This window comes from Facklamia sp. HMSC062C11 (assembly GCF_001810675.1).
In the GTDB taxonomy this organism is placed as follows: Bacteria; Bacillota; Bacilli; order Lactobacillales; family Aerococcaceae; genus Facklamia; species Facklamia hominis.
Genome location: NZ_KV802380.1, coordinates 1 through 19,619, shown reverse-complemented (window position 1 = coordinate 19,619; position 19,619 = coordinate 1). Strand labels below are relative to the sequence as shown.

The following is a 19,619-nucleotide window of genomic DNA, read 5'->3' as shown; positions in this document are numbered from 1 at the left end:
ATCATGGTATCAATTATTAAAGAAAAGGTAAAGATCTTTTATTTAACACTTATATTACAAAGGGGTTGCTGATCCATAACATCAGTAACCCCTTTTCATACAATCTCAGCGATTGCTTACATGGATTGTAACTTATCTAAAATTAATTGGTTAACGACCTGTGGGTTAGCCTTGCCACGCGTTTGCTTCATAACTTGTCCCACGAAGAAGCCTAAGGCACGATCCTTACCATTCTTGTAATCTTCCACAGACTTTGGATCCCCTTCAATAATCATATCGATCATTGGTTTAAGAACAGATGGGTCAGAGATCTGAGCTAGACCCTTTTCTTCCACGATCACTTCCGCGTCTCCGCCCTTTTGGGCCAATTCCTTAAAGACCTGTTTAGCAATCTTCGAAGAAATAGTGCCATTATCGATCAAACGAATCATTTGAGCTAGATTATGAGGGTTCAGACCGGTCTCTTTTAAGCTAACTTGTTGAGCATTCAAGTAGGCAGAGACTTCCCCCATTAACCAGTTAGAGGCTTGCTTAGGATCGGCTCCCGCGGCAACGGTCGCATCAAAGAAGTCGGATAAATCCTTCTGTAGGGTCAAGACCATCGCATCATATTCTGGCAGATCATAGTCCTTGGTATAACGTTGACGACGCTCTTCCGGCATTTCAGGCATGGAAGCACGAACTTGGTCCATCCATTCTTGCGAGATGGTCACGGGTGGAATATCGGGTTCTGGGAAGTAACGATAGTCCGCAGCCCCTTCTTTAACCCGCATCAAGATCGTTTTACCTGTCTTCTCATCGAAGCGACGAGTCTCTTGGAGAATCTTCCCACCAGAACGAAGGACTTGTGCTTGACGTTCTTCTTCATGGGCAAGGCCTCGACGAACATAGTTAAAAGAGTTCAGGTTCTTCAACTCGGTCTTCGTTCCAAAGGCTTCCTGACCATATGGGCGGATAGAGATGTTAGCATCACAGCGCAAGGATCCTTCTTCCATCTTCACATCTGAGACCCCAGTATACATGATCCGTTCTCTAAGAGCTTCCAAGTAGGCATACGCCTCTTCTGGCGACCGCATGTCTGCTTCTGAGACAATCTCAATCAATGGCGTTCCTTGACGGTTCAAGTCAACATATGAATAGCCATCATCTGCGTGAGTATTCTTACCCGCATCTTCTTCTAAATGAATTCGTTCAATACCAATCCGACGTTTCTCTCCATCCACTTCAATATCGATATACCCATGTTGGCCGATCGGTTGATCGAGTTGAGAGATTTGGTAAGCAGCCGGATTATCTGGATAGAAGTAATTCTTTCGATCGAACTTCATCCACTCGGCCACTTCACAATTAAGCGCCATCGCAGCCTTCATCCCGAATTCCACCACTTGACGATTCAAAGTAGGTAAGGCTCCTGGATAGCCCCAATCTTTTTCATTCGTATTCGCATTGGGTTGGCTTCCAAAGAGGACTGGGGATGAGGAAAAGATTTTGGACTTAGTTTTTAATTCAACGTGGACTTCGAGTCCAATAACTGTTTCAAAGTTCATCAGTTACCTCCTATAATTTGGGTTCTACGTCAAGATAGTCATGCCCTTGTTCAAAGGCGTAAGCTACTTGATAAAGTAGGGCTTCGCTCAAGTTTGGTCCGGTAAGGGCCATCCCAATTGGGAGTCCCCCTTCATCAAAACCAGCTGGAATCGCTAGACTTGGAATTCCTGCTAAATTAATCGGAACCGTTAATAAGTCTGCCACATACATTTCCAAAGGATCCGATTGGCGTTCGCCAATCTTATAGGCCGTGGAGGTGGTGACTGGTCCCATGATTAAATCATACTCTTCAAAGATGCGTTCAAAATCTTGACGAATTAAAGTCCGAACCTTGGCCGCCTTGCCATAGAAGGCATCATAGGCTCCGGCCGATAAGGAGAAAGTCCCCAACATGATCCGACGTTTAACTTCCGCCCCAAAGCCTTGAGAACGTGACTTGACATAGATATCTTCTAGATTGTGAACATCTTCTGCACGATAACCATAGCGAATTCCATCAAAACGTTGTAGGTTCGATGAGGCTTCTGCTGAAGAGATAATATAATAGGCATTAATACCATATTGCGAGTGAGGCAGTGAGACCTCTTCCACAATCGCACCCTGTGACTTAAAGTAGTCTGCAGCTTTATCCATAGCCTGACGAACCTCTGGTTGAATCGCATCGGATAAGTATTCCTTCGGATAAGCAATCTTCAATCCCTTAATGGATTGACCAATTTTAGCCGAAAAATCCAAATTGTTATCATCTAAGGTGGTGGAGTCATGCGCATCAAGTCCCGCAATAACCTGTAATAGAAGGGCATTATCTTCCACCGTCAAAGTCATCGGGCCAATTTGGTCGAGACTCGACGCAAAAGCAATCAGACCATAACGAGAAACGCGACCATAGGACGGCTTCATACCAACGATCCCTGTATAAGCAGCCGGTTGTCTCACCGAACCACCTGTATCCGATCCTAATGAAGCAGGCACTTGTCTAGCAGCAACCGCGGAAGCAGATCCACCCGACGATCCTCCTGGTACACGTTCTAAATCCCAAGGATTACGACTGGTCTTAAAGTAAGAATTCTCCGTGGATCCTCCCATCGCAAATTCATCTAGGTTCACCTTACCCACAATAATTGCTCCGGCTTCCTTAAGCTTGGTAATTACATGCGCATCGTAAGTTGGAATAAAATCTTCGAGCATTTTTGAAGCAGCAGTCGTTGCAAATCCTTGGGTTACAATATTATCCTTAATCGCTAAGGGAATCCCATTTAAGATAGGACTATCTTCTCCATAACCACGCTCATCCGCTGCTTTAGCAGCTTCTAAGGCAGCTTCTTTATGATTTTGATAATTAATAAAGGATTGAACTTGGTCTTCTTTAGCTTCGATCGCTTGATAAGTATGTTGGATTAGCTCCACCGCTGTAAAATCGCCGGCCTTCAATCCAGCCTTCAATCCTGTAATCGTTGTTGGATAAGTCGTCATTCTAAGCTCCCTCCCCATCATCTAAAATCGCTGGCACTTGAATATACCCGTCTTTGCTAGTAGGGGCATTATCCAGTAAGGCTTGATAATGATCATTTTCGACCGGCTGATCTTCACGGTAGACATTCATCCGTTGATTGCCATGATAAGTCGATTCGTCAGCTTCCGTATCCACTTCAACCAAGTGCTCTACCATATCCACCAAACTTTGCATTCTTGGTGTCAATTCATCAAGTTCTCGTTCATCAAAGCTCAACTTAGCCAATTGAGCCACATGTTCTAATTCTTCACGTGTTATCATGCGTTTCCTCCCTTATTATTGTCTAAAGATATAAGACTGATAATCTGCCTGCTGGGCCTTTTTGCCAACATAAGCTTCTGTTCCCACATTGGATGAGATCTTAATCTCAGTTTCAACATCGGTCGGTAGATACCTTCGGGCCATGTCATAGACATGCTGTGTTAAAGCTGCAATCTCGGTCTGCTGATAGAATTGGGTCACAATCTCGATATCCAAAGTTTTTAATTGATCATCAACATAAAGAACCTTGGCTGAGACACCATTCAAATTAGGGAAAAGATCTCGAACCCCCTTGGAGAAGTTGTCAAAGTATGCATATTGCTCTCCTTCAACTCCACCGTCCAATAAAGGAAGGGAAAGACGATACTCATTGCGGTCACTCCAATCGGATACCGCATTACCCTCACGGGATATACCGTCTGAGATATAAGTACCCCCAACAATCTCGTCTGCAGGAGCCTGTCGATAAATACCAACAACAATCGGAATCGATCGCAATTCTTCAGTTGCCCGCAAACGACCCACAATAATATTAGCATAGGCACGACCGCGTTCTCGCATTTCTCCTACAGAGATCTCTTGTTTGTAGACTACACCGGCTGGATCCGTATATTCATAAGTTGAATTCATCGACAGGCCTAGCACAATACCGGCCAATTGATAACCATCCTCTCCCTCAACCAGAATGTTTTTTTCCATAATTTGCGAAAGATAAATGGGCGTCGATTCCACTTGAGGAGATCCTTCATAAACGGCTCCTGCTTCTTTTTCCCCAGCTTCTACCGGATTACCATCCTGATCAACAATAACTTCCTCTCCAGCTTCATTAACCGAAACCTCGGTCGATTCCTGAGATTCTTGAGTAGTAGTAGTTTCTTCCTTATCTGGTCCGACAGCTGCAGGATTAAGTCCATCCGGATTCTCATCTGATTCACGACTAACCCATGAAGTTAGGGTGTCCGCATCAATTAACTGCCCCTCTTGAAGATAGTACTGGTCCGTCGGAAAGACTTCTTGTGACAATCTTAAGAGCCCATCCTCAAAGGCAAAGGCATTACCCGTTGAAGAGAGATTATAGTCCACTGAAGCGGCCGTCCCTAAATGATACTGGCCATCTGTAATGACAGCGCGGTAATGATCCGGGCTCAAACGACTGGAAGTCACTTGAGCAGTTACTTTATTAGCGGGTTGATTGGAACTCGTTTTTTCTTCCTGATCAAGATTATTCAAACATCCTGATAAAAGCGAGACCAGGACCAACAAGGTCAAATATTTATTAGCTTTCTTCTTCATAGTTTACTCCACTTTCTGCTAATTTTGCGATAAAGTGCGCTTCATCCATAGTATCCACTCCCAATTGCAAGGCCTTATCATACTTAGACCCAGGAGCATCCCCATAGATAACGCAGTCTGTCTGCTTAGAGACAGAACTAGTGACTTGACCGCCTAAGTGTTCGATCAAATCTTTGGCTTCCTTTCGACTATAGTAACTCAAAGAACCCGTTAAGACAATGCGTTTTCCTTGCCAAAATTCTTTGTCCACTTGAGCAAACTCAGCCGATTGGTCTAGGTAGGTCATATTGACCCCCGCCCGCTTCAAAGATGCTAGTAATTTTTGGGAATCTTCTTGTCCAAAATAATGATGGATTGAGGAAGCGATCATTGGCCCAACCCCCTCAATGCTAGTTAATTCTTCCAAGCTAGCCGCCATAAAGGCTTCCATTGTCTTGAAGGATCGCGCCAATACTTGCGCAACTTTGGCTCCAACATGCCGAATACCTAGAGCAAAGATTAAGCGTTCCAAGGAGTTGGACTTAGAAGCTTGAATCGCTCGAGTATAATTTTGAGCGGATTTTTCTTTGACTTTATCCAATGTTAAGAAATCAGCTTCATCTAAATAGTATAGGTCGGCCACATTATGTATCAATTCCTTTTCCAATAGAGCGGCAACTACCTTTTCACCCAGACCCTCAATATTCATCGCTTGTCTGGAAACAAAGTGCGTTGCTAAGGCCAAGACTTGAGCGGGACAATTCGGATTCAAGCATCGTAGTGCAACTTCACCATCCGGACGCTCTAAGGGGCTTTGACAATCTGGACAGTGAGTTGGAATCTCTAAAGATTTTGAGTCACTCGGTCGCTGATCCAATAAAACTTTTGATACTTCGGGGATGATATCCCCTGCCTTATGAATCAATACTTGATCCTTCAAGCGAATATCAAGTGCTTGGATCAAGTCGATATTATGAAGGCTGGCACGTTGAACAGTTGTCCCTGCTAATTGAACTGGCTCCATGACTGCAGTAGGTGTGACCACCCCTGTTCGTCCAACCGTCCATTCAACCGATAGGATCGTTGTTTGAGCCACTTCTGCTGGAAACTTATAAGCAATCGCCCAACGAGGTGCTTTTACCGTATAGCCCAATTTAGACTGGGTGGCCATTTGATTCACTTTGACTACCACCCCATCAATCTCATAGGGTAAATCATGGCGCTTTTGTCCAATTTCTTGAATATAGGACCAGACTTGGTCCAAATTATGACATTCACGGCGCAAATGGTTATTACGCAGCCCTAACTCTTCCAAAGTCTCAAATAAACCCGCCTGGGTTTGAATAGCCAGACTTTCAGGATCTGCTACCCCATACATAAAAACCGAAAGCTGACGGTGTCTAGCCACCTTAGGATCCAACTGTCTCAAAGCACCCGCTGCTGCATTTCGTGGATTAGCCAATGGAATCTTCCCTGCTTCTTCGCGCTCCTTATTCAAGGCTAGGAAGCGTTCTTTAGGTAGATAGGCTTCGCCGCGAAACTCTCCAGAAACAGCTTTTCTTAATTTGAGAGGAATCGCCGAGATGGTGCGCAGGTTTTGGGTGATATCTTCACCCACTTGGCCATCTCCCCGGCTGGCACCACGGACAAATTGCCCATTTTCATAAGTCAAGGCCACGGCTAATCCGTCAATCTTACATTCACATAAATAGGTCACCGGATCTGTCGTCTGATTTTCCACCCGTTGAATAAAGGATGCTAGATCTTCCCGATTAAAAGCATTCGCCAGGGAGTATAAGGGAGTCGCATGCTCAACTTTTTGAAAACCATCCAGGAGTTGATCTCCTACTCGTTGACTGGGTGAATCCATGGTCACCCACTCGGGATGGTCTTTTTCGATGGCTAATAGCTCTTGGTAAAGCTGATCATATTCCGCATCAGAAATCAGTGACTCATCCAACACATAATAATGGTAGGCATAGCGATTCAGATCTTCTTTGAGTTGATTTAATCGTTGTTCTAAAGTCATAGCTATTTTTCACCTTCATCTTGATGCTTTTCAATAGGTGCCAAACTGGCAAGTAGTTGCTTAATCCCCTGATCAGGAAAGGCAATATGTAAGGTCGTATCTGACTTACTAGGACTAACCTGGATGACCGTTCCTACACCCCAGACCCGGTGGTCTACCTTATCGCCCACTTGCCAATCAATAGTCGGATTTTGGACTGGTCTTGACCTTTTTTGAGTTCTGGCAACCGGTCGTCTTGCACTTAATTTCACCCGTTTGCTCGCATTTTGGCCATCATTAGCGGAATGATGAATCCGGCTACTTACAAAATCCCTAGTTTTCGATTCCACAAGATCCGCATCCACTTCGTCCACGAAGCGTGACAACTTGTTTTGTTGAAGACGGCCATAGAGCATCCGGCGCCGGCAAGCACTCAAGTAGAGCTTCTCCTCGGCTCGAGTCATACCAACATAGGCGAGGCGACGCTCTTCTTCCATCTCATCGAGATTCTCAAAGGCTCGATAACTTGGAAAGATTCCTTCTTCCATTCCAACCACAAAAACCACTGGAAATTCGAGCCCCTTGGCGGCATGGAGCGTCATCAAGGTCACAACTGATTCATCCGAATCCCGCTGGTTTTCTTGGTCTGTAGATAAAGAGACCTGCCCTAGGAATAGCGTTAAGCCCGACAAGTCCTCTTCACTGCCTGCTTGAACTAAATCCGGGTCTGTTTCTCCCAAATCCTTTAGGTCGCTTTGGTCAAATTCTTGCGTGACCGACTTTAGTTCATCAATATTTTCAAGTCTCGCCTGGCTTTCTAGGTCATTCTGATCCAGAAGAGCTTGACGATATCCCGTCACTTCTAAAACTTCTTCTAATAATTCAGTCATTGAAAGATACTTTGCCTGTTCATGTAGACGGTCGATCATCACACTGAAATCCTGGAATTTTTTCTTAACCGAAGCAGATAGATTCGACGCGTTGACTTGTTGAGCCGCTTGGAAATTCGACAAATTCAAACTCGCTGCAAAATCTTGCAATTTACTAACACTGCTGGCCCCAATTCCTCGCTTAGGTTCATTAATAATTCGATTAAAACTTAAATCGTCCTTAGGATTATCTACTAACCGCAGGTAAGCCAAAACATCTTGAATTTCTTTTCGAGCATAGAAGCGTACCCCTCCTACTACCTGATAGGGGATATTAGCCTTCAAAAACTGATCTTCCAAAGATCGGGACTGAGCCTGCGTGCGGTAAAGGACCGCAAAATCTGAATTCTGGCGTTGATGCAAGTCCTTCTCGGTCAAGATCTCTTGAATCACAAAGCCTGCCTCATCCAAATCTGAATCTGCTTCATAATAGACAACCTTATCTCCAGCTTCCTTATTCGACCACAATTCCTTGGCTTTACGATTCACATTATTCTTAATCACACTATTGGCTGCCTTAAGAATGGTGGGCGTCGAACGATAATTTTGCTCCAACAGAATTGATTTTGCCTTAGGGAAATCCTGTTCAAAATTCAAAATATTGGTCATATCAGCTCCACGCCAGCCATAAATAGATTGATCAGCGTCACCTACAACACAAATATTTTGAGCTTCATTCACTAAAAGTTGGACCAATTGATATTGCGTCTGGTTGGTATCTTGATATTCATCAACATGTATATAATCAAATTTATTCTGATAGAATTGCCGCACATAAGCTTGCTCTTCAAATAACTGCACCGTATTCAAGATTAAGTCATTAAAGTCCATCGCATTGGCTGCTTTCAAATTCTTTTGATAACAATGATAAATCTCAGCTTGCTTAATGGCTTGTGGATACTTGGCATCCGCTTTAACTTGTTCCGGAGTCAGCCCTTGATTCTTAGCTTGATCAATCAGATACAGCATTTCCTTTTCTGGGAAGAACTGACTGCTAAGGTTTAACTCTTTTAAGACCCGTTTCATTAAAGTCTTTTGTTCCGATTGATCCACAATCGAAAAATTATTCGTATATCCCAGTAAATGAGCTTGTTGACGTAATATCCGAACACATAAAGCGTGGAAGGTAGATACCCAAATTGAATAGCTAGCCTCTCCCACTAATTGATGGAGTCGCTCCTTCATCTCATTAGCGGCTTTATTCGTAAAAGTAATGGCCAAAATATGCCAGGGCTTCACCCCTAATTCTTCAATTAAGTACGCGATTCGATGCGTCAAAACTCTGGTCTTCCCAGATCCTGCTCCAGCAGCAATAAGCACTGGCCCTTGCGTGGTTAATACGGCCTCACGTTGTTTATCGTTCAATCCTTGTAATGCTTCCTTTAATGTCACTTAACCACTCCATTCTATTCATACGGCATCGGTTCTATTATAACAAAAATGTTCCCCTCAGGATATGTTAAAGAAAAAGTCCTCCGATCTTATCCATAACCATTAAAAAACCTGGTCCCTTTGACAAGACCAGGTTATAATGAGTCTCACTTTAAATCAAAGCTATGCATGATAAAGATTCGTAATTGTAATCTGTTGGTCACAGTCAGATAAATCTTCCCCAGTCACGACCACTAATCCTTCAAGTAAGTTAACGGACTTTTGAGGCTGATTCAAAAATACAAAGTCCCAATCCGTTCGGGTCATATACTGAATCATGACCTTTTCGATATTTAAGGCGGCGATCGGCAAGGCGATAGCTGCTGGTACTTGAGACTCTAACTTACCAAGCGGTAAGCCCACCAAAGCCCTGCAAGTAGCCTCGACCATTGGCATTGACATGACTTTATGAGTAAACACGCCTGCTTCTTTAAGACCTAGAGAGGCATGATTAACATAAATCACCCCTGCGGATGTCATAAAATATTCAATATTGATCGCTCCAACAACTGCTAATGATTGTGCAATCGATCGACCAATGCGCTCGATCTCATCTTGAACCGATTCACTCACCGTGGCCGGATAGCGAACTTGCCGTCCAATCAAATCCCCTTTATCCACGACTTCAAAACCAGGATAAACCATCTGTTGCCCAGCTTCATTCTGAACAATCGTCAGTGTGACCTTCTTTTCAACAGGAATCCAAGCTTCTAGGATACAAGTTCCTTGATCTAACAACTTAGTAACTTGCGTCAAATCCTCTTCATTAAATAAAATAACTTGATCACTTTTAATACCCAGATTACGTTGGGCAGATTTTAACACACAAGGATAACCAATATATTCAACCGCTTCTTGAATGTCTTCCAAGTTGGTCACCATCGAGAAAGGTGGCACGAGATGTTTATTGGAATCCAGATATGCCTTCTCAATTAATCGATCGGTTGATATAGCAATTAAATCGTCCGTTAAAGGCAGATATGTCACCTGAGATAAAAGGCGAAAATCCCGATTGGACAATAGACCCGGCTCGATATAGACAACATCCACCTGCTCACCAAAGGCTAATAGTTCTTCCGTCGAATAAGAATCCACCACCTTTTGCCAAGAAGCAAATTGTCTCACACCATTCCAAGCTTGAGTCACCAAGGATCCCACATGATAGCCAAGACGACCTGCTTCTTGAGCTAACAAGGCCGATGAATGGCCAGATCCAATAATTCCAATGCAAGTCCCTGGATAAAATCGATGCACCATAAAACTCTCCTCACTTCAAGCCTCCCAACTAACATCAGAAGGCTTTCATCCTTTGTAATCTTTCTTACCACATGCTTAAACAGTCATGAATGACAAATAATCTATTAATGGGTCATAGGTTGGTCATATTGATTCAGCTGCCAGTCTTCAATCATTCGGATAATCTTATCAGCATAATCCGGATCCGTCGCATAACCAGATGATTGGAGGCCCCGTGCTTGTTCTTGATAATTCTGTCCTGCTAAAACCGATGCATATTGTTGAGGATTCCAGGAAGTTCCATTCACGATCAAGCGAGCATGCTCACGCATCGACTCTTCCCAAGAATTATAGTGCTTGAAAGCATCCATAATCTCAACCCATTCCCCATTCTGAAACTCTAGCGTCGGATAGAGTGCCTTATTAGGATCAGATGGGTCCGTTTTAACACCATATAAATTATAATCCTGACTTGCTAATTGACTCCGGCCAAAATCGGACTCTAGCATCGCTTGAGCTAATGAGACCGATGCCAAGACCCCATATTCCCGCTGCAAAGATTGAGCAGTTGGAACCAAACGTTTTACAAAGTCTTTCTTCTGAGCTAACTCTTCTTGCCTAGCCGTCTCTTCTTCATTTAATTCTATCGAATGATTCAAATAGCGAAAAACCAGAGCAAATAACAAGGCAAATAGAATAAATAGGAAAACAACTATACATCCCATTTTTTGGAAAAAATTAGCTGAAAAGTGTTTCCATTGTCTTTTAATTCGCCGCCATTTTGGAGAACGGCGAACGCTCTTTTTTGTTTTTTTAGGTCGCTGACTCTTTTTCTTGGCCAAGCTTTCACCACGCTCTCTTATTTTCCATCCTTCAATTGGCCAGTCTGATCATCAAACCATTGTAGTAATTTTACCTCATCCGTTTCAATTTGTGATCGGACAACTCCGGGAAGTCTAATTTCAATAATATCATTGTACCCCCAAAAATTATAGTCCGCAATTAATTGCAAAATCATTGTGTTAGCTTGATGACTTTTAGATTCACTTTGATGCCATTCCATTCGTACCATACCATGGTTTACCCATGTTTTAGCGATTTGATATTTCAAATAGAGGTATTCACCCACCGGATTTAACTTAATCTCTGAAATAATCTCTGCGTTACGAACCACTTTTTGAACTAACATCCATTCATAATCCGTAAATAAGGTTGAAATAATCTGAATATTTTCAAATTTTAGTCCTTGCTCACCCTTCTTCCATCGATCCCAAGACTGAGGGCTGATACCCAATTTCTCACTATAAAAAGCCTTTTCTGTTTGATATTTTTCTCTGACAGTATACACTACGATATCGACAAGTACTGGACTCATTGTAATTCCCCCTTTTCTTAATCATACACCTAATAGGTGTATTTTTAAAGAGGAAGAAACCAACTTAAGGGAAGCTAATTATCCGTCAATAAATAAGAGACTGCAACTCATAAGTTGCAGCCTCTCTAAATTTAAACGCTCTTTAAAAGGATCGGTAAAGTAAGACCTTGCCTAACGATAGTACCAACCACCATCAGCGCCTTGATACCAAGTTCCTCGGCGATAAACATCCCCAAACCAATATTGGTTAACGGTTTGCTTACCTTCATAGAGATTATCGGTAGGTTCCGGATTCTGACTGGTTTCACTCGTCATTCGGACTTGATCGCTGCTCGTTGTTTGTACCGCCTCATAGCTTGTAACAGTGGTTTCAGCTTGGGTCGTCTCAACTTCAGCAGTCGTTTCTTTCACTTCACCCGTTAATAAAAGCGAAACAGCTTGTCCCAGACTCGATTGAATCCGCTGATTAATTGTTTCCGTTTGTTTAAAGTCTGTCGTTAAAATCACCACGATAATAGGTTGGTCTTCTGTCTGAATAATCCCCGCATAATGTTGATTCTTAGGATTATAGTCCCAGCTAGCTAATTGGATTTTAGGCGCATCTGTTTCGATCGAAGACGTAAAACGATTAGCCTGATTAGCATGTCCCAAGGCTTCTATCAAAGCTTGGTCCGTCTCTTCATCCACCAGTTCTTTATGGGCTAACTTGGTTAATAACTTGGCAATGTCAGTAACATTAGTTAAGGCTCCTGTAATATAAGACTCTTCCTCAACACCTAATGGAGCATCCATTCGAGTCGCGAAATAACCTGCCTCTTTCAACCAATAGTTAAAGTCATTCACACCACCGGCTAGTTGCACTAGATGATTCATGGCACTCGGATCTGACTCCATGATCACTAAATTGATTAGATCCTGAACCGTATAAGCCTCAACTCCTTGACTCGCCACCGTTCCTGCATCCCCAGAAGCCATCAATTGTTGATTCATCTCAACCACTTGGTCCGTTTGAAGCTCTCCACTAGCAATCAATTCATAAGTCCGTTGCAAGATGAACCAAGAAATCATTTGGTCCGCTGCAACCGTCTGATTATCATAGACATAAGGTGCTTTTTTAGCGTCTGATTGAGCCAAGAAAGATACCTTTCCTTCTTGATCAAAGGCCTGGGTGATTAATTCATTTAATTGATCCTTGCTTTGCTGATCCAAACGATTAGCTGGCAGGTCATAATTCACTGTTTCTTGGAAATCTTTAGCTGTAATCTCCAGAGATTGTTTATCACCCACTTCATCCACCAAGGATAAGCCTGGATCAACGTAACTCAATTTGAGTTGCTTACCATCCTTGAAAAGAGAATAGTCTTCTCCAAGATCCAAATCTGTATTATTATAAGTTACCTTAAACTTAAAAGTATCTTGGTCCACTTGATCTAAATCTTCATCAAAATCAAGCGTTACTTGGATTGTTGGATAATTCGTCAAGTCTACCTTATGATCCGCTAAAGTGAAGGCAGCATTTTTAACTTGGGTCGTCGATTGATCTTCGACTTGACTCGACGTCTCTTCAGAAGTTGAAGATGAATCTTTAACTTGACCCGTTTGATGATTGCTCCACATCGTCTTCACTTTGGTATAAAGCTTTGGTGCTAACATAAACAAAGCAAAGATTACCGCTACGGCAAGCAACCATTTAAACACCTTGCCTAGGCAAGAACCTTTTCCGGCACGACTACTTGGTAGGATTTCTTCATCAATATCAATGTCAGAATCAATTTCCTCGTCATCGCTAGCATAAGGATAAGAAAAAACCTCATCTGCTCGCCGTCTAAAGGCTTCCTCTTCAGATAATGGGGCCTGATCCTCTCCACCCTTACCGCTTTGATAGGCTTTTTTGGCCTCTTCTTCGGCTTGGGCCATTTCTGCTTCTAAAGACCTTCTTGCTACCGAAATCCGTGCGCGCCGGGCTGGTTTCTCCTCTTTTGAACTAGCTACTGGTGCGTCTGCTTCCAACGTGTTTGAAGAAACTTCTTGACTTCGAGAGGACTGATCTTTCTTAGTTCTCGAAATAATATCCTTATCTTCTTTGATCTCATCCCGCTTCACATCAGGTCTTTCACTAGCTGGTTCTCGATTAAACTCTTTTTTATCGCTTGAATTAAACTGATACCCACAATAAGCGCATTGGGTTTTACTTCTAACATGCCGTCCACAATTAGGGCATTGCATAAATCTTCCTCCTCATACATTTAAAAGGGTTTTTCTCTTTATTATTGTAGCATACTTCCTACCATATTTTGAGATGATTTTAGGGAACATAAAAAACCAAAACTTTCAAATAAGCACTCTCAGGATCTGAACTTGTTGGGAAGTCTTCAGGTAATTCAAATTGTTGAATTAATTGTGCTTTCTTATTTGCCCCCGCTAGGGTCATTTGTTGCCGAAATGTCTCTAACATTAATGATGCATTATTTGTTGATAACAAACAAATTCCCCCAGGTCGCGTGATTTCAAATAGATCCTGAGCCAAGGCGAAGTAATCCTTATCCACTGAAAAATGCCGTTTTTTGCTTCGAGCAAAACTTGGCGGGTCGCAGATCACAAAATCATATAAATATTTGTGTTTTTTAGCATAAGCAATGTAATCAAAAACATCCATCACTCGAATCTCATTAGTGTCATTCGATGCTTCAAGTTGATTCAAGCAAAAATTCTCCCTAGTCCACTCCAAAGAGCGATTAGCAATATCTACTGAAACTGTCTTTTCAGCCTGGCCTACGGCCGCCGCTACCGAAAAGGCGCCAGTATAAGAAAATAGATTCAAAACCTTTAATCCCTGAGCCTGCTCTTTAACAAATTGCCGGACTGATCGCTGGTCTAAAAAGATGCCAGTCATCCAAGACTGACCTAAATATACCGCATAGGAAACCCCATTTTCTCGGATCACTAGGGGTTGGTCAGCTGCTTGGCCAAGGACTGGATCCAAAGCAGATTCTTGATCATCTAATTCAAAACGTTTTACTTGATAAATTCCTTTAATGCCATGATCCCAAGCTTCTAACACTTGGATCCACCACTGACGGTATTGGTATGCTCCCCTGGAATACCAATTGATGACAGCGTAATGATCATAATAATCAATTGTTAAGCCTCCACAGCCATCCCCTTCACCATTAAATAAACGAAAGGCAGTCGTGTCTTCAGAGGCCAAAAGGTTCTCACGCTTCATAACCGCCTCTTCAAATAAAACAGTGACAAAGTCGCTAGACCATTCCAATAAAATATCCGGATCTAATAACCAAGCAAAGCCTTTATTTTGTCTACCGACAATTGCTTGACCAATTTGTTGTCCCGATTGATCAGCTAAACCAAAGACCCATCCTTCCGGAGCTTGTTCAATCGCCTCAGGCGCTTCCAGGTCCTTCAAGCTAATTAATCGTTTGCCTAATTCCAAAGCCTTCACGGCTTGAGCTTTTAATTTAAACTTTTTCACAAACTAATCCTCACTTTCCAAGAGGCGTTCCATATAATAATTTGCTTCTGCTTGATTCATCGTTGGTAAATCACCTAGACTCGGAATTGGTCGTTTAACAGGTCGTAAGGTATATTCAAAACGCACTGGCCGGGTTTGCAAATTAGCGGTATTCGTAGAAAGTAGATTGAAATCAACATACTCGGTCATACCTTCTAAGACCACACGATAAACACGGTCTTTAACATCAAAATCAAGACTAAATTTCGTTAACTTATCCATAATTCCAGCCGTCGATAATGATTCTTTGCGACTTAAGGGTGGTAAAAGGGGTAAACGTGCCTTAGAGGGGTTAGCTTTGGCTAAATCTTGACTAATAGTGGTGTTCAAATCAACATTAAAAGCTAAATAAGGCTTATCTTTTACAAAATTCATTTCTTGCTTAATCGACTGGTTTAAGTGTTGATCTTTACTAGTCGGATTCAGTTCATAATCTTGACGATAAGTAAAATTTAATAGGCTCTCCCCCTCAAAGAATTGAGCAGGTATCTCTAAGCGTTCTACCGACAAACGATAATTCCCTTGATCTTTCACAAGATAGTCTTTTGCCACTTGATTCAACTTATCTCGATTGGGTAACAAAAGAAGAGATTGAAGCATATTACTTGATAAAGGCTTGGCTTGTAGGTAATCATTATCTACCTGTAAATAATAATTTACAAAGGGTGCTAGCCTCAAATCCGTTAAATATGGAAAAAAGGCCTGCTTAAAAAAACCGAGTGATTCCCAGTACTTAAAGCTTTGCACATAAGCTAACTCAAAATGACGGTAGGCTACAAAATTAAAATGGGTGGTCATGGGTGTGAATTCATCCGAGAAAAAACGCAACCGACCTAAAAGATCACCCTGGCTTTCATCAGCTAATAAAAAAGCCTGCCCCATTAGATGATTATCCGTTAAGTCAGTCCACTTCATACTGACTTGATACTGGTCCATCTCCAACATTCGATCAATGGCACGATTAAAAGCCTCCACAGAGACGGTTGATTCATCTTCGCTTGAGTTAATGACTGGTTCTTGACTAGCATTCGACGGAGTCACTGCGATTATCATTTGGGCCATGGTTGATAATGCGAAGAACAAAATCAACACGAATCCAAAGAATATCTTCTTAGCTAGGTTCTTCATAACCTTCCCCCTTTCTATCTTAGGTCTATTATAAACAAAATCCGTCCCTGCGGATACTTTTTTCCATTAAAAAAAGGCCAGCTTCAGCTGACCTTCATTTAAGTTATTATTCATATTTGTAATCCCAAGATAAGTGCTCCTCACCCAAGGCCATTTGTTGGTCATAATCCTTAAGAATTTTAGAAGCAGTTCTTGATAGAATAAGTAAAGCAATAATATTAGGTAAAGCCATGAGTCCCATAGCCAAGTCTGCCAGATCCCAGATAATACCTGTTCCTGCAAAATAACCCAAAGCAATCGCAGTCAGTCCGACTAGCTTAAACCAACGCACGATACTCGCCTTCTTAAAGATGAATTTCACATTAGATTCTGCAAAGAAGAACCAACCAACGATCGTCGTCAAGGCAAAAGCAGATAGAGAAATGGATAAGAAGGCTTCACCTACTTGACCAAATTGCAAGTTAAAGGCTGTTTGGGTCATCACTTGTGCATAATTTTCCATTTGGATAGCTTCAGTAAATGTGCTCATCACATCTGCTGAATAAGCACCTGTTAACATATTAATCATAACCGTTGCCACACAGATAACAAAGGTACAGATAAAGACCCCGATCATAGCTACGAAACCTTGTTCTGCCGGGTGGTTGTTTAAGGCTACCGCATGTGAATGAGGGGTTGAACCCATACCGGCTTCGTTAGAGAAAAGACCTCGAGCGAGCCCGAAACGGATCGCTTGTTGCATACTTATTCCAAGTGCTCCCCCTGCGATAGCTTGAGGGTTAAAGGCTCCTGTAATAATTAGTTTCAAGACTGGAATCACTTGATTTAGATTTAAGATCAAGATAACCACAGCAGATGCTACATAGGCAAAAGCCATTACCGGCACCACTGTTTCAGAGAATTTAGCGATCCGGCTCATTCCACCTAAAAGAATCCATCCAACGACGATCATTAATACCACAGCAATGAGTTTTTGATTAACACCAAAAGCGGTATTAATGGAAGTGATAATCGAGTTCGATTGAACCATAATCCCAACTATTCCTAAACCAATAATACATAGAATCGCAAAGATGTAAGCCAACCATTTTTGCTTAGCACCATTCTTAATGTAATAAGCCGGTCCACCTACTAGTTCACCATTTTCATCCCGCTCACGGAAGACTTGAGCCATCGAAGCTTCGGTAAAGATAGTCGCCATCCCTAAGAATCCTGATACTAGCATCCAAAACGCAGCTCCAGGACCTCCAGAAGCGATGGCGGTTGCTACCCCAACAATGTTCCCCGTTCCAACCTGAGCAGCAACAGCCGTTGCTAGTGATTGAAAAGGAGTCATTCCACCTGGTAATGCAGGCTCTTTATTGATAATACCCATAATCATCTTCTTTAAAGCTGGAAAAACTCTCGAGAATTGTGGAAATTTTAAAACAACGGTCAAATATAATCCCATTCCAATAAATCCAAATAATAGCACATAATCCCACAAAAAGTCTCGAATGGTTACAACGATATCATTTAACATTTAAAAATCCTCTCTTTATATATATAACGCTTTCGAAAATAAGGCTATACGTCTCATTAATAGTACGGTATTTTAATGAGATACTTAGTAATTCCCTTATAAACCACCCTCCATTCATTTATTATTGTTACTGATAGGTAATACTTTACCATAAGGAAATCCTTTTCACAAGCACTTTTTGTATAGCCTTTCAAACCATTTATTAAAACAAATCTTAATAAACAATCACAGGATTTTACTTTTAGATATTGCAAGCGTTTTAATTTGGAGGTATAATAAGTGAAAGCGAAAACAAAATAACAGAATCGAGGGAGGCGATACCCATAAAATTAATATTGTTTATGTTTAGCCATTATAATAAATAGGAGGTAAATAACATGGACGCATTAGTATCACTTGTTCAATCAATCAACAGTCTCCTTTGGGGGCCACCAATGATGATTATTTTAATTGGATTTGGTCTTTTTGCCACAGGTTATCTTGGATTCCCTCAATTCTCAAAACTAAAATTAGGTTGGCGAGAAAGCTTTGGTAAATTCCTTCATAAGGATAACTCCAATAAAGAAGGGTCTCTATCTTCTTTCCAATCGCTTGCAACAGCGATCGCCGCTCAAGTAGGTACCGGTAATATTGGTGGGGTTGCTGGGGCAATCCTAACTGGGGGACCTGGTGCTGTATTCTGGATGTGGGTAACCGCCATTGTAGGGATGGCAACCATCTTTGTCGAAGCCGTCTTAGCTCAAAAGTATCGTCAAACACGTAATGGTGACTTAGTTTCAGGACCTGCTTACTATATTAGTCAAGGTCTAAAAGAACGGAGATTAGCCGGTTTAGGTAAATTCTTAGCTAGTGTTTTCGCTGTATTAATTGTTTTGGCACTTGGTTTTATTGGTAATATGGTTCAATCGAATTCGATTGCCTCTGTTATGAGTGAAGCCTTCCCAATTCAACCTATCTTTATCGGAATTGTTTTAGCTATTTTAGCTGGTTTAATCTTTATTGGCGGTATGCAACGGATTGGTAAATTCGCTGAATTAACCGTTCCAATCATGGCTGTATTCTATATTATTGGTTCTATTGCCATTTTAATTGTTTTTGCTGATAAGATCATTCCAACATTAGGACTTATTCTTTCAAATGCCTTTAGACGTGAAGCAGTAGCAGGTGGGGTACTAGGTTATACCATTAAATCGGCCATCCGTTATGGGGTTGCTCGTGGACTCTTCTCTAACGAAGCTGGTATGGGTTCCACTCCAAACTCTCACGGGGTTGCTGACGTAAAACACCCAGCTATCCAAGGGGCTGTCGCAATGGTCGGGGTATTTATTGATACCATCGTTGTCTGTACAGCAACTGCTATGATTATTATTGTAACAGGGTCTGCTGACCCTGAATTAGGTTATGAAGGGGCACAAGTGACCATGAACGCCTTTAGTACGGCTTTCCCATCCTTCGGGGCCCAATTCTTAGCCATCGCCCTTCTATTCTTCGCCTTTACTACCATCATCGGTTGGTATTACTTTGGTGAAGCGAATGTCAAGTATCTATTTGATTCCCAATTAGCGGTTCGTATCTATCAAGTCCTCGTTTTAGGCTTTATCATTATGGGGACACTCTTTAAGATCAACGTCGTTTGGGAATTAGCGGATATGTTTAACGGATTAATGGTTATTCCAAATATTATCGGTCTCGTCTTCTTACTCAGTGAAGCACGTACCATCTTAGAAGATTACAATCACCAAATCCACGTAGGTGAACCTCTTCACTATGATTACAAATACGAATCGATCAATCGACACGTAAAATAGGACACTCATATAAAGAACCCAAGCAAATGAGGTGACCCTCAAAAGTTGGACTTTTATCC

General features: G+C 42.0%; 14 protein-coding genes. 1 reads left to right on the top strand and 13 read right to left on the bottom strand.

The window, feature by feature from the left end; genetic code table 11:
• Positions 1-116: 116 nt before the first annotated feature.
• From gatB to HMPREF2758_RS01105, 13 genes are all read right to left on the bottom strand, one after another.
• Complete coding sequence (gene gatB, locus HMPREF2758_RS01165) at positions 117-1,547, bottom strand: Asp-tRNA(Asn)/Glu-tRNA(Gln) amidotransferase subunit GatB (protein ID WP_070608620.1); 1,431 nt, start codon at positions 1,545-1,547, stop codon at positions 117-119.
• Between the two features lie 10 nt (positions 1,548-1,557).
• Positions 1,558-3,021, bottom strand: a complete 1,464-nt coding sequence (gene gatA, locus HMPREF2758_RS01160) for an Asp-tRNA(Asn)/Glu-tRNA(Gln) amidotransferase subunit GatA (protein ID WP_070608618.1) — start codon at positions 3,019-3,021, stop codon at positions 1,558-1,560.
• A 1-nt stretch (position 3,022) separates the two neighbouring features.
• Positions 3,023-3,322, bottom strand: coding sequence for an Asp-tRNA(Asn)/Glu-tRNA(Gln) amidotransferase subunit GatC (gene gatC, locus HMPREF2758_RS01155; protein WP_070608616.1), 300 nt, complete (start codon positions 3,320-3,322; stop codon positions 3,023-3,025).
• Positions 3,323-3,337: 15 nt separating this feature from the next.
• Complete coding sequence (locus HMPREF2758_RS01150; protein WP_070608614.1) at positions 3,338-4,615, bottom strand: CamS family sex pheromone protein; 1,278 nt, start codon at positions 4,613-4,615, stop codon at positions 3,338-3,340.
• Positions 4,599-6,623: an NAD-dependent DNA ligase LigA gene (gene ligA, locus HMPREF2758_RS01145; RefSeq protein WP_070608612.1), complete on the bottom strand. Its 2,025-nt coding sequence runs from the start codon at positions 6,621-6,623 to the stop codon at positions 4,599-4,601. Before ligA ends, HMPREF2758_RS01150 begins: the two co-directional genes overlap by 17 nt.
• A 2-nt stretch (positions 6,624-6,625) precedes the next feature.
• On the bottom strand, positions 6,626-8,923 hold the full coding sequence (gene pcrA / locus HMPREF2758_RS01140) for a DNA helicase PcrA (RefSeq protein ID WP_070608610.1): 2,298 nt from the start codon (positions 8,921-8,923) through the stop codon (positions 6,626-6,628).
• A 162-nt stretch (positions 8,924-9,085) separates the two neighbouring features.
• Positions 9,086-10,219: an ATP-grasp domain-containing protein gene (locus HMPREF2758_RS01135; RefSeq protein ID WP_070608608.1), complete on the bottom strand. Its 1,134-nt coding sequence runs from the start codon at positions 10,217-10,219 to the stop codon at positions 9,086-9,088.
• Between the two features lie 104 nt (positions 10,220-10,323).
• Positions 10,324-11,040, bottom strand: coding sequence for a glycoside hydrolase family 73 protein (locus HMPREF2758_RS01130; protein ID WP_006908181.1), 717 nt, complete (start codon positions 11,038-11,040; stop codon positions 10,324-10,326).
• 17 nt (positions 11,041-11,057) lie between these two features.
• Positions 11,058-11,573 carry a hypothetical protein gene (locus HMPREF2758_RS01125; protein WP_006908182.1) on the bottom strand — a complete coding sequence of 172 codons (516 nt, stop codon included), beginning with the start codon at positions 11,571-11,573 and terminating at the stop codon, positions 11,058-11,060.
• Between the two features lie 171 nt (positions 11,574-11,744).
• Positions 11,745-13,799, bottom strand: coding sequence for a serine hydrolase (locus HMPREF2758_RS01120; RefSeq protein ID WP_006908183.1), 2,055 nt, complete (start codon positions 13,797-13,799; stop codon positions 11,745-11,747).
• Between the two features lie 79 nt (positions 13,800-13,878).
• On the bottom strand, positions 13,879-15,063 hold the full coding sequence (locus HMPREF2758_RS01115) for a class I SAM-dependent rRNA methyltransferase (RefSeq protein ID WP_006908184.1): 1,185 nt from the start codon (positions 15,061-15,063) through the stop codon (positions 13,879-13,881).
• A 3-nt stretch (positions 15,064-15,066) separates the two neighbouring features.
• Positions 15,067-16,230, bottom strand: a complete 1,164-nt coding sequence (locus tag HMPREF2758_RS01110; RefSeq protein ID WP_070608607.1) for a hypothetical protein — start codon at positions 16,228-16,230, stop codon at positions 15,067-15,069.
• A 106-nt stretch (positions 16,231-16,336) separates the two neighbouring features.
• A complete protein-coding gene (locus tag HMPREF2758_RS01105) occupies positions 16,337-17,752 on the bottom strand; it encodes an alanine/glycine:cation symporter family protein (RefSeq protein ID WP_016648135.1) in 1,416 nt (471 codons plus the stop codon).
• A gap of 377 nt (positions 17,753-18,129) precedes the next feature.
• Between HMPREF2758_RS01105 and HMPREF2758_RS01100 the strand changes: the two genes are divergently transcribed.
• Positions 18,130-19,560, top strand: coding sequence for an alanine/glycine:cation symporter family protein (locus tag HMPREF2758_RS01100; protein ID WP_016648136.1), 1,431 nt, complete (start codon positions 18,130-18,132; stop codon positions 19,558-19,560).
• The last annotated feature ends 59 nt before the right edge of the window (positions 19,561-19,619 follow it).

Coding starts and splice junctions, on each gene's coding strand:
- ligA (WP_070608612.1), bottom strand. CDS start 6,623: ATGACTTTAGAACAACGATTAAATCAACTCAAAGAAGATCTGAATCGC.
- gatC (WP_070608616.1), bottom strand. CDS start 3,322: ATGATAACACGTGAAGAATTAGAACATGTGGCTCAATTGGCTAAGTTG.
- HMPREF2758_RS01125 (WP_006908182.1), bottom strand. CDS start 11,573: ATGAGTCCAGTACTTGTCGATATCGTAGTGTATACTGTCAGAGAAAAA.
- HMPREF2758_RS01150 (WP_070608614.1), bottom strand. CDS start 4,615: ATGAAGAAGAAAGCTAATAAATATTTGACCTTGTTGGTCCTGGTCTCG.
- gatB (WP_070608620.1), bottom strand. CDS start 1,547: ATGAACTTTGAAACAGTTATTGGACTCGAAGTCCACGTTGAATTAAAA.
- HMPREF2758_RS01110 (WP_070608607.1), bottom strand. CDS start 16,230: ATGAAGAACCTAGCTAAGAAGATATTCTTTGGATTCGTGTTGATTTTG.
- HMPREF2758_RS01135 (WP_070608608.1), bottom strand. CDS start 10,219: ATGGTGCATCGATTTTATCCAGGGACTTGCATTGGAATTATTGGATCT.
- HMPREF2758_RS01120 (WP_006908183.1), bottom strand. CDS start 13,799: ATGCAATGCCCTAATTGTGGACGGCATGTTAGAAGTAAAACCCAATGC.
- gatA (WP_070608618.1), bottom strand. CDS start 3,021: ATGACGACTTATCCAACAACGATTACAGGATTGAAGGCTGGATTGAAG.
- HMPREF2758_RS01100 (WP_016648136.1), top strand. CDS start 18,130: ATGGACGCATTAGTATCACTTGTTCAATCAATCAACAGTCTCCTTTGG.
- HMPREF2758_RS01105 (WP_016648135.1), bottom strand. CDS start 17,752: ATGTTAAATGATATCGTTGTAACCATTCGAGACTTTTTGTGGGATTAT.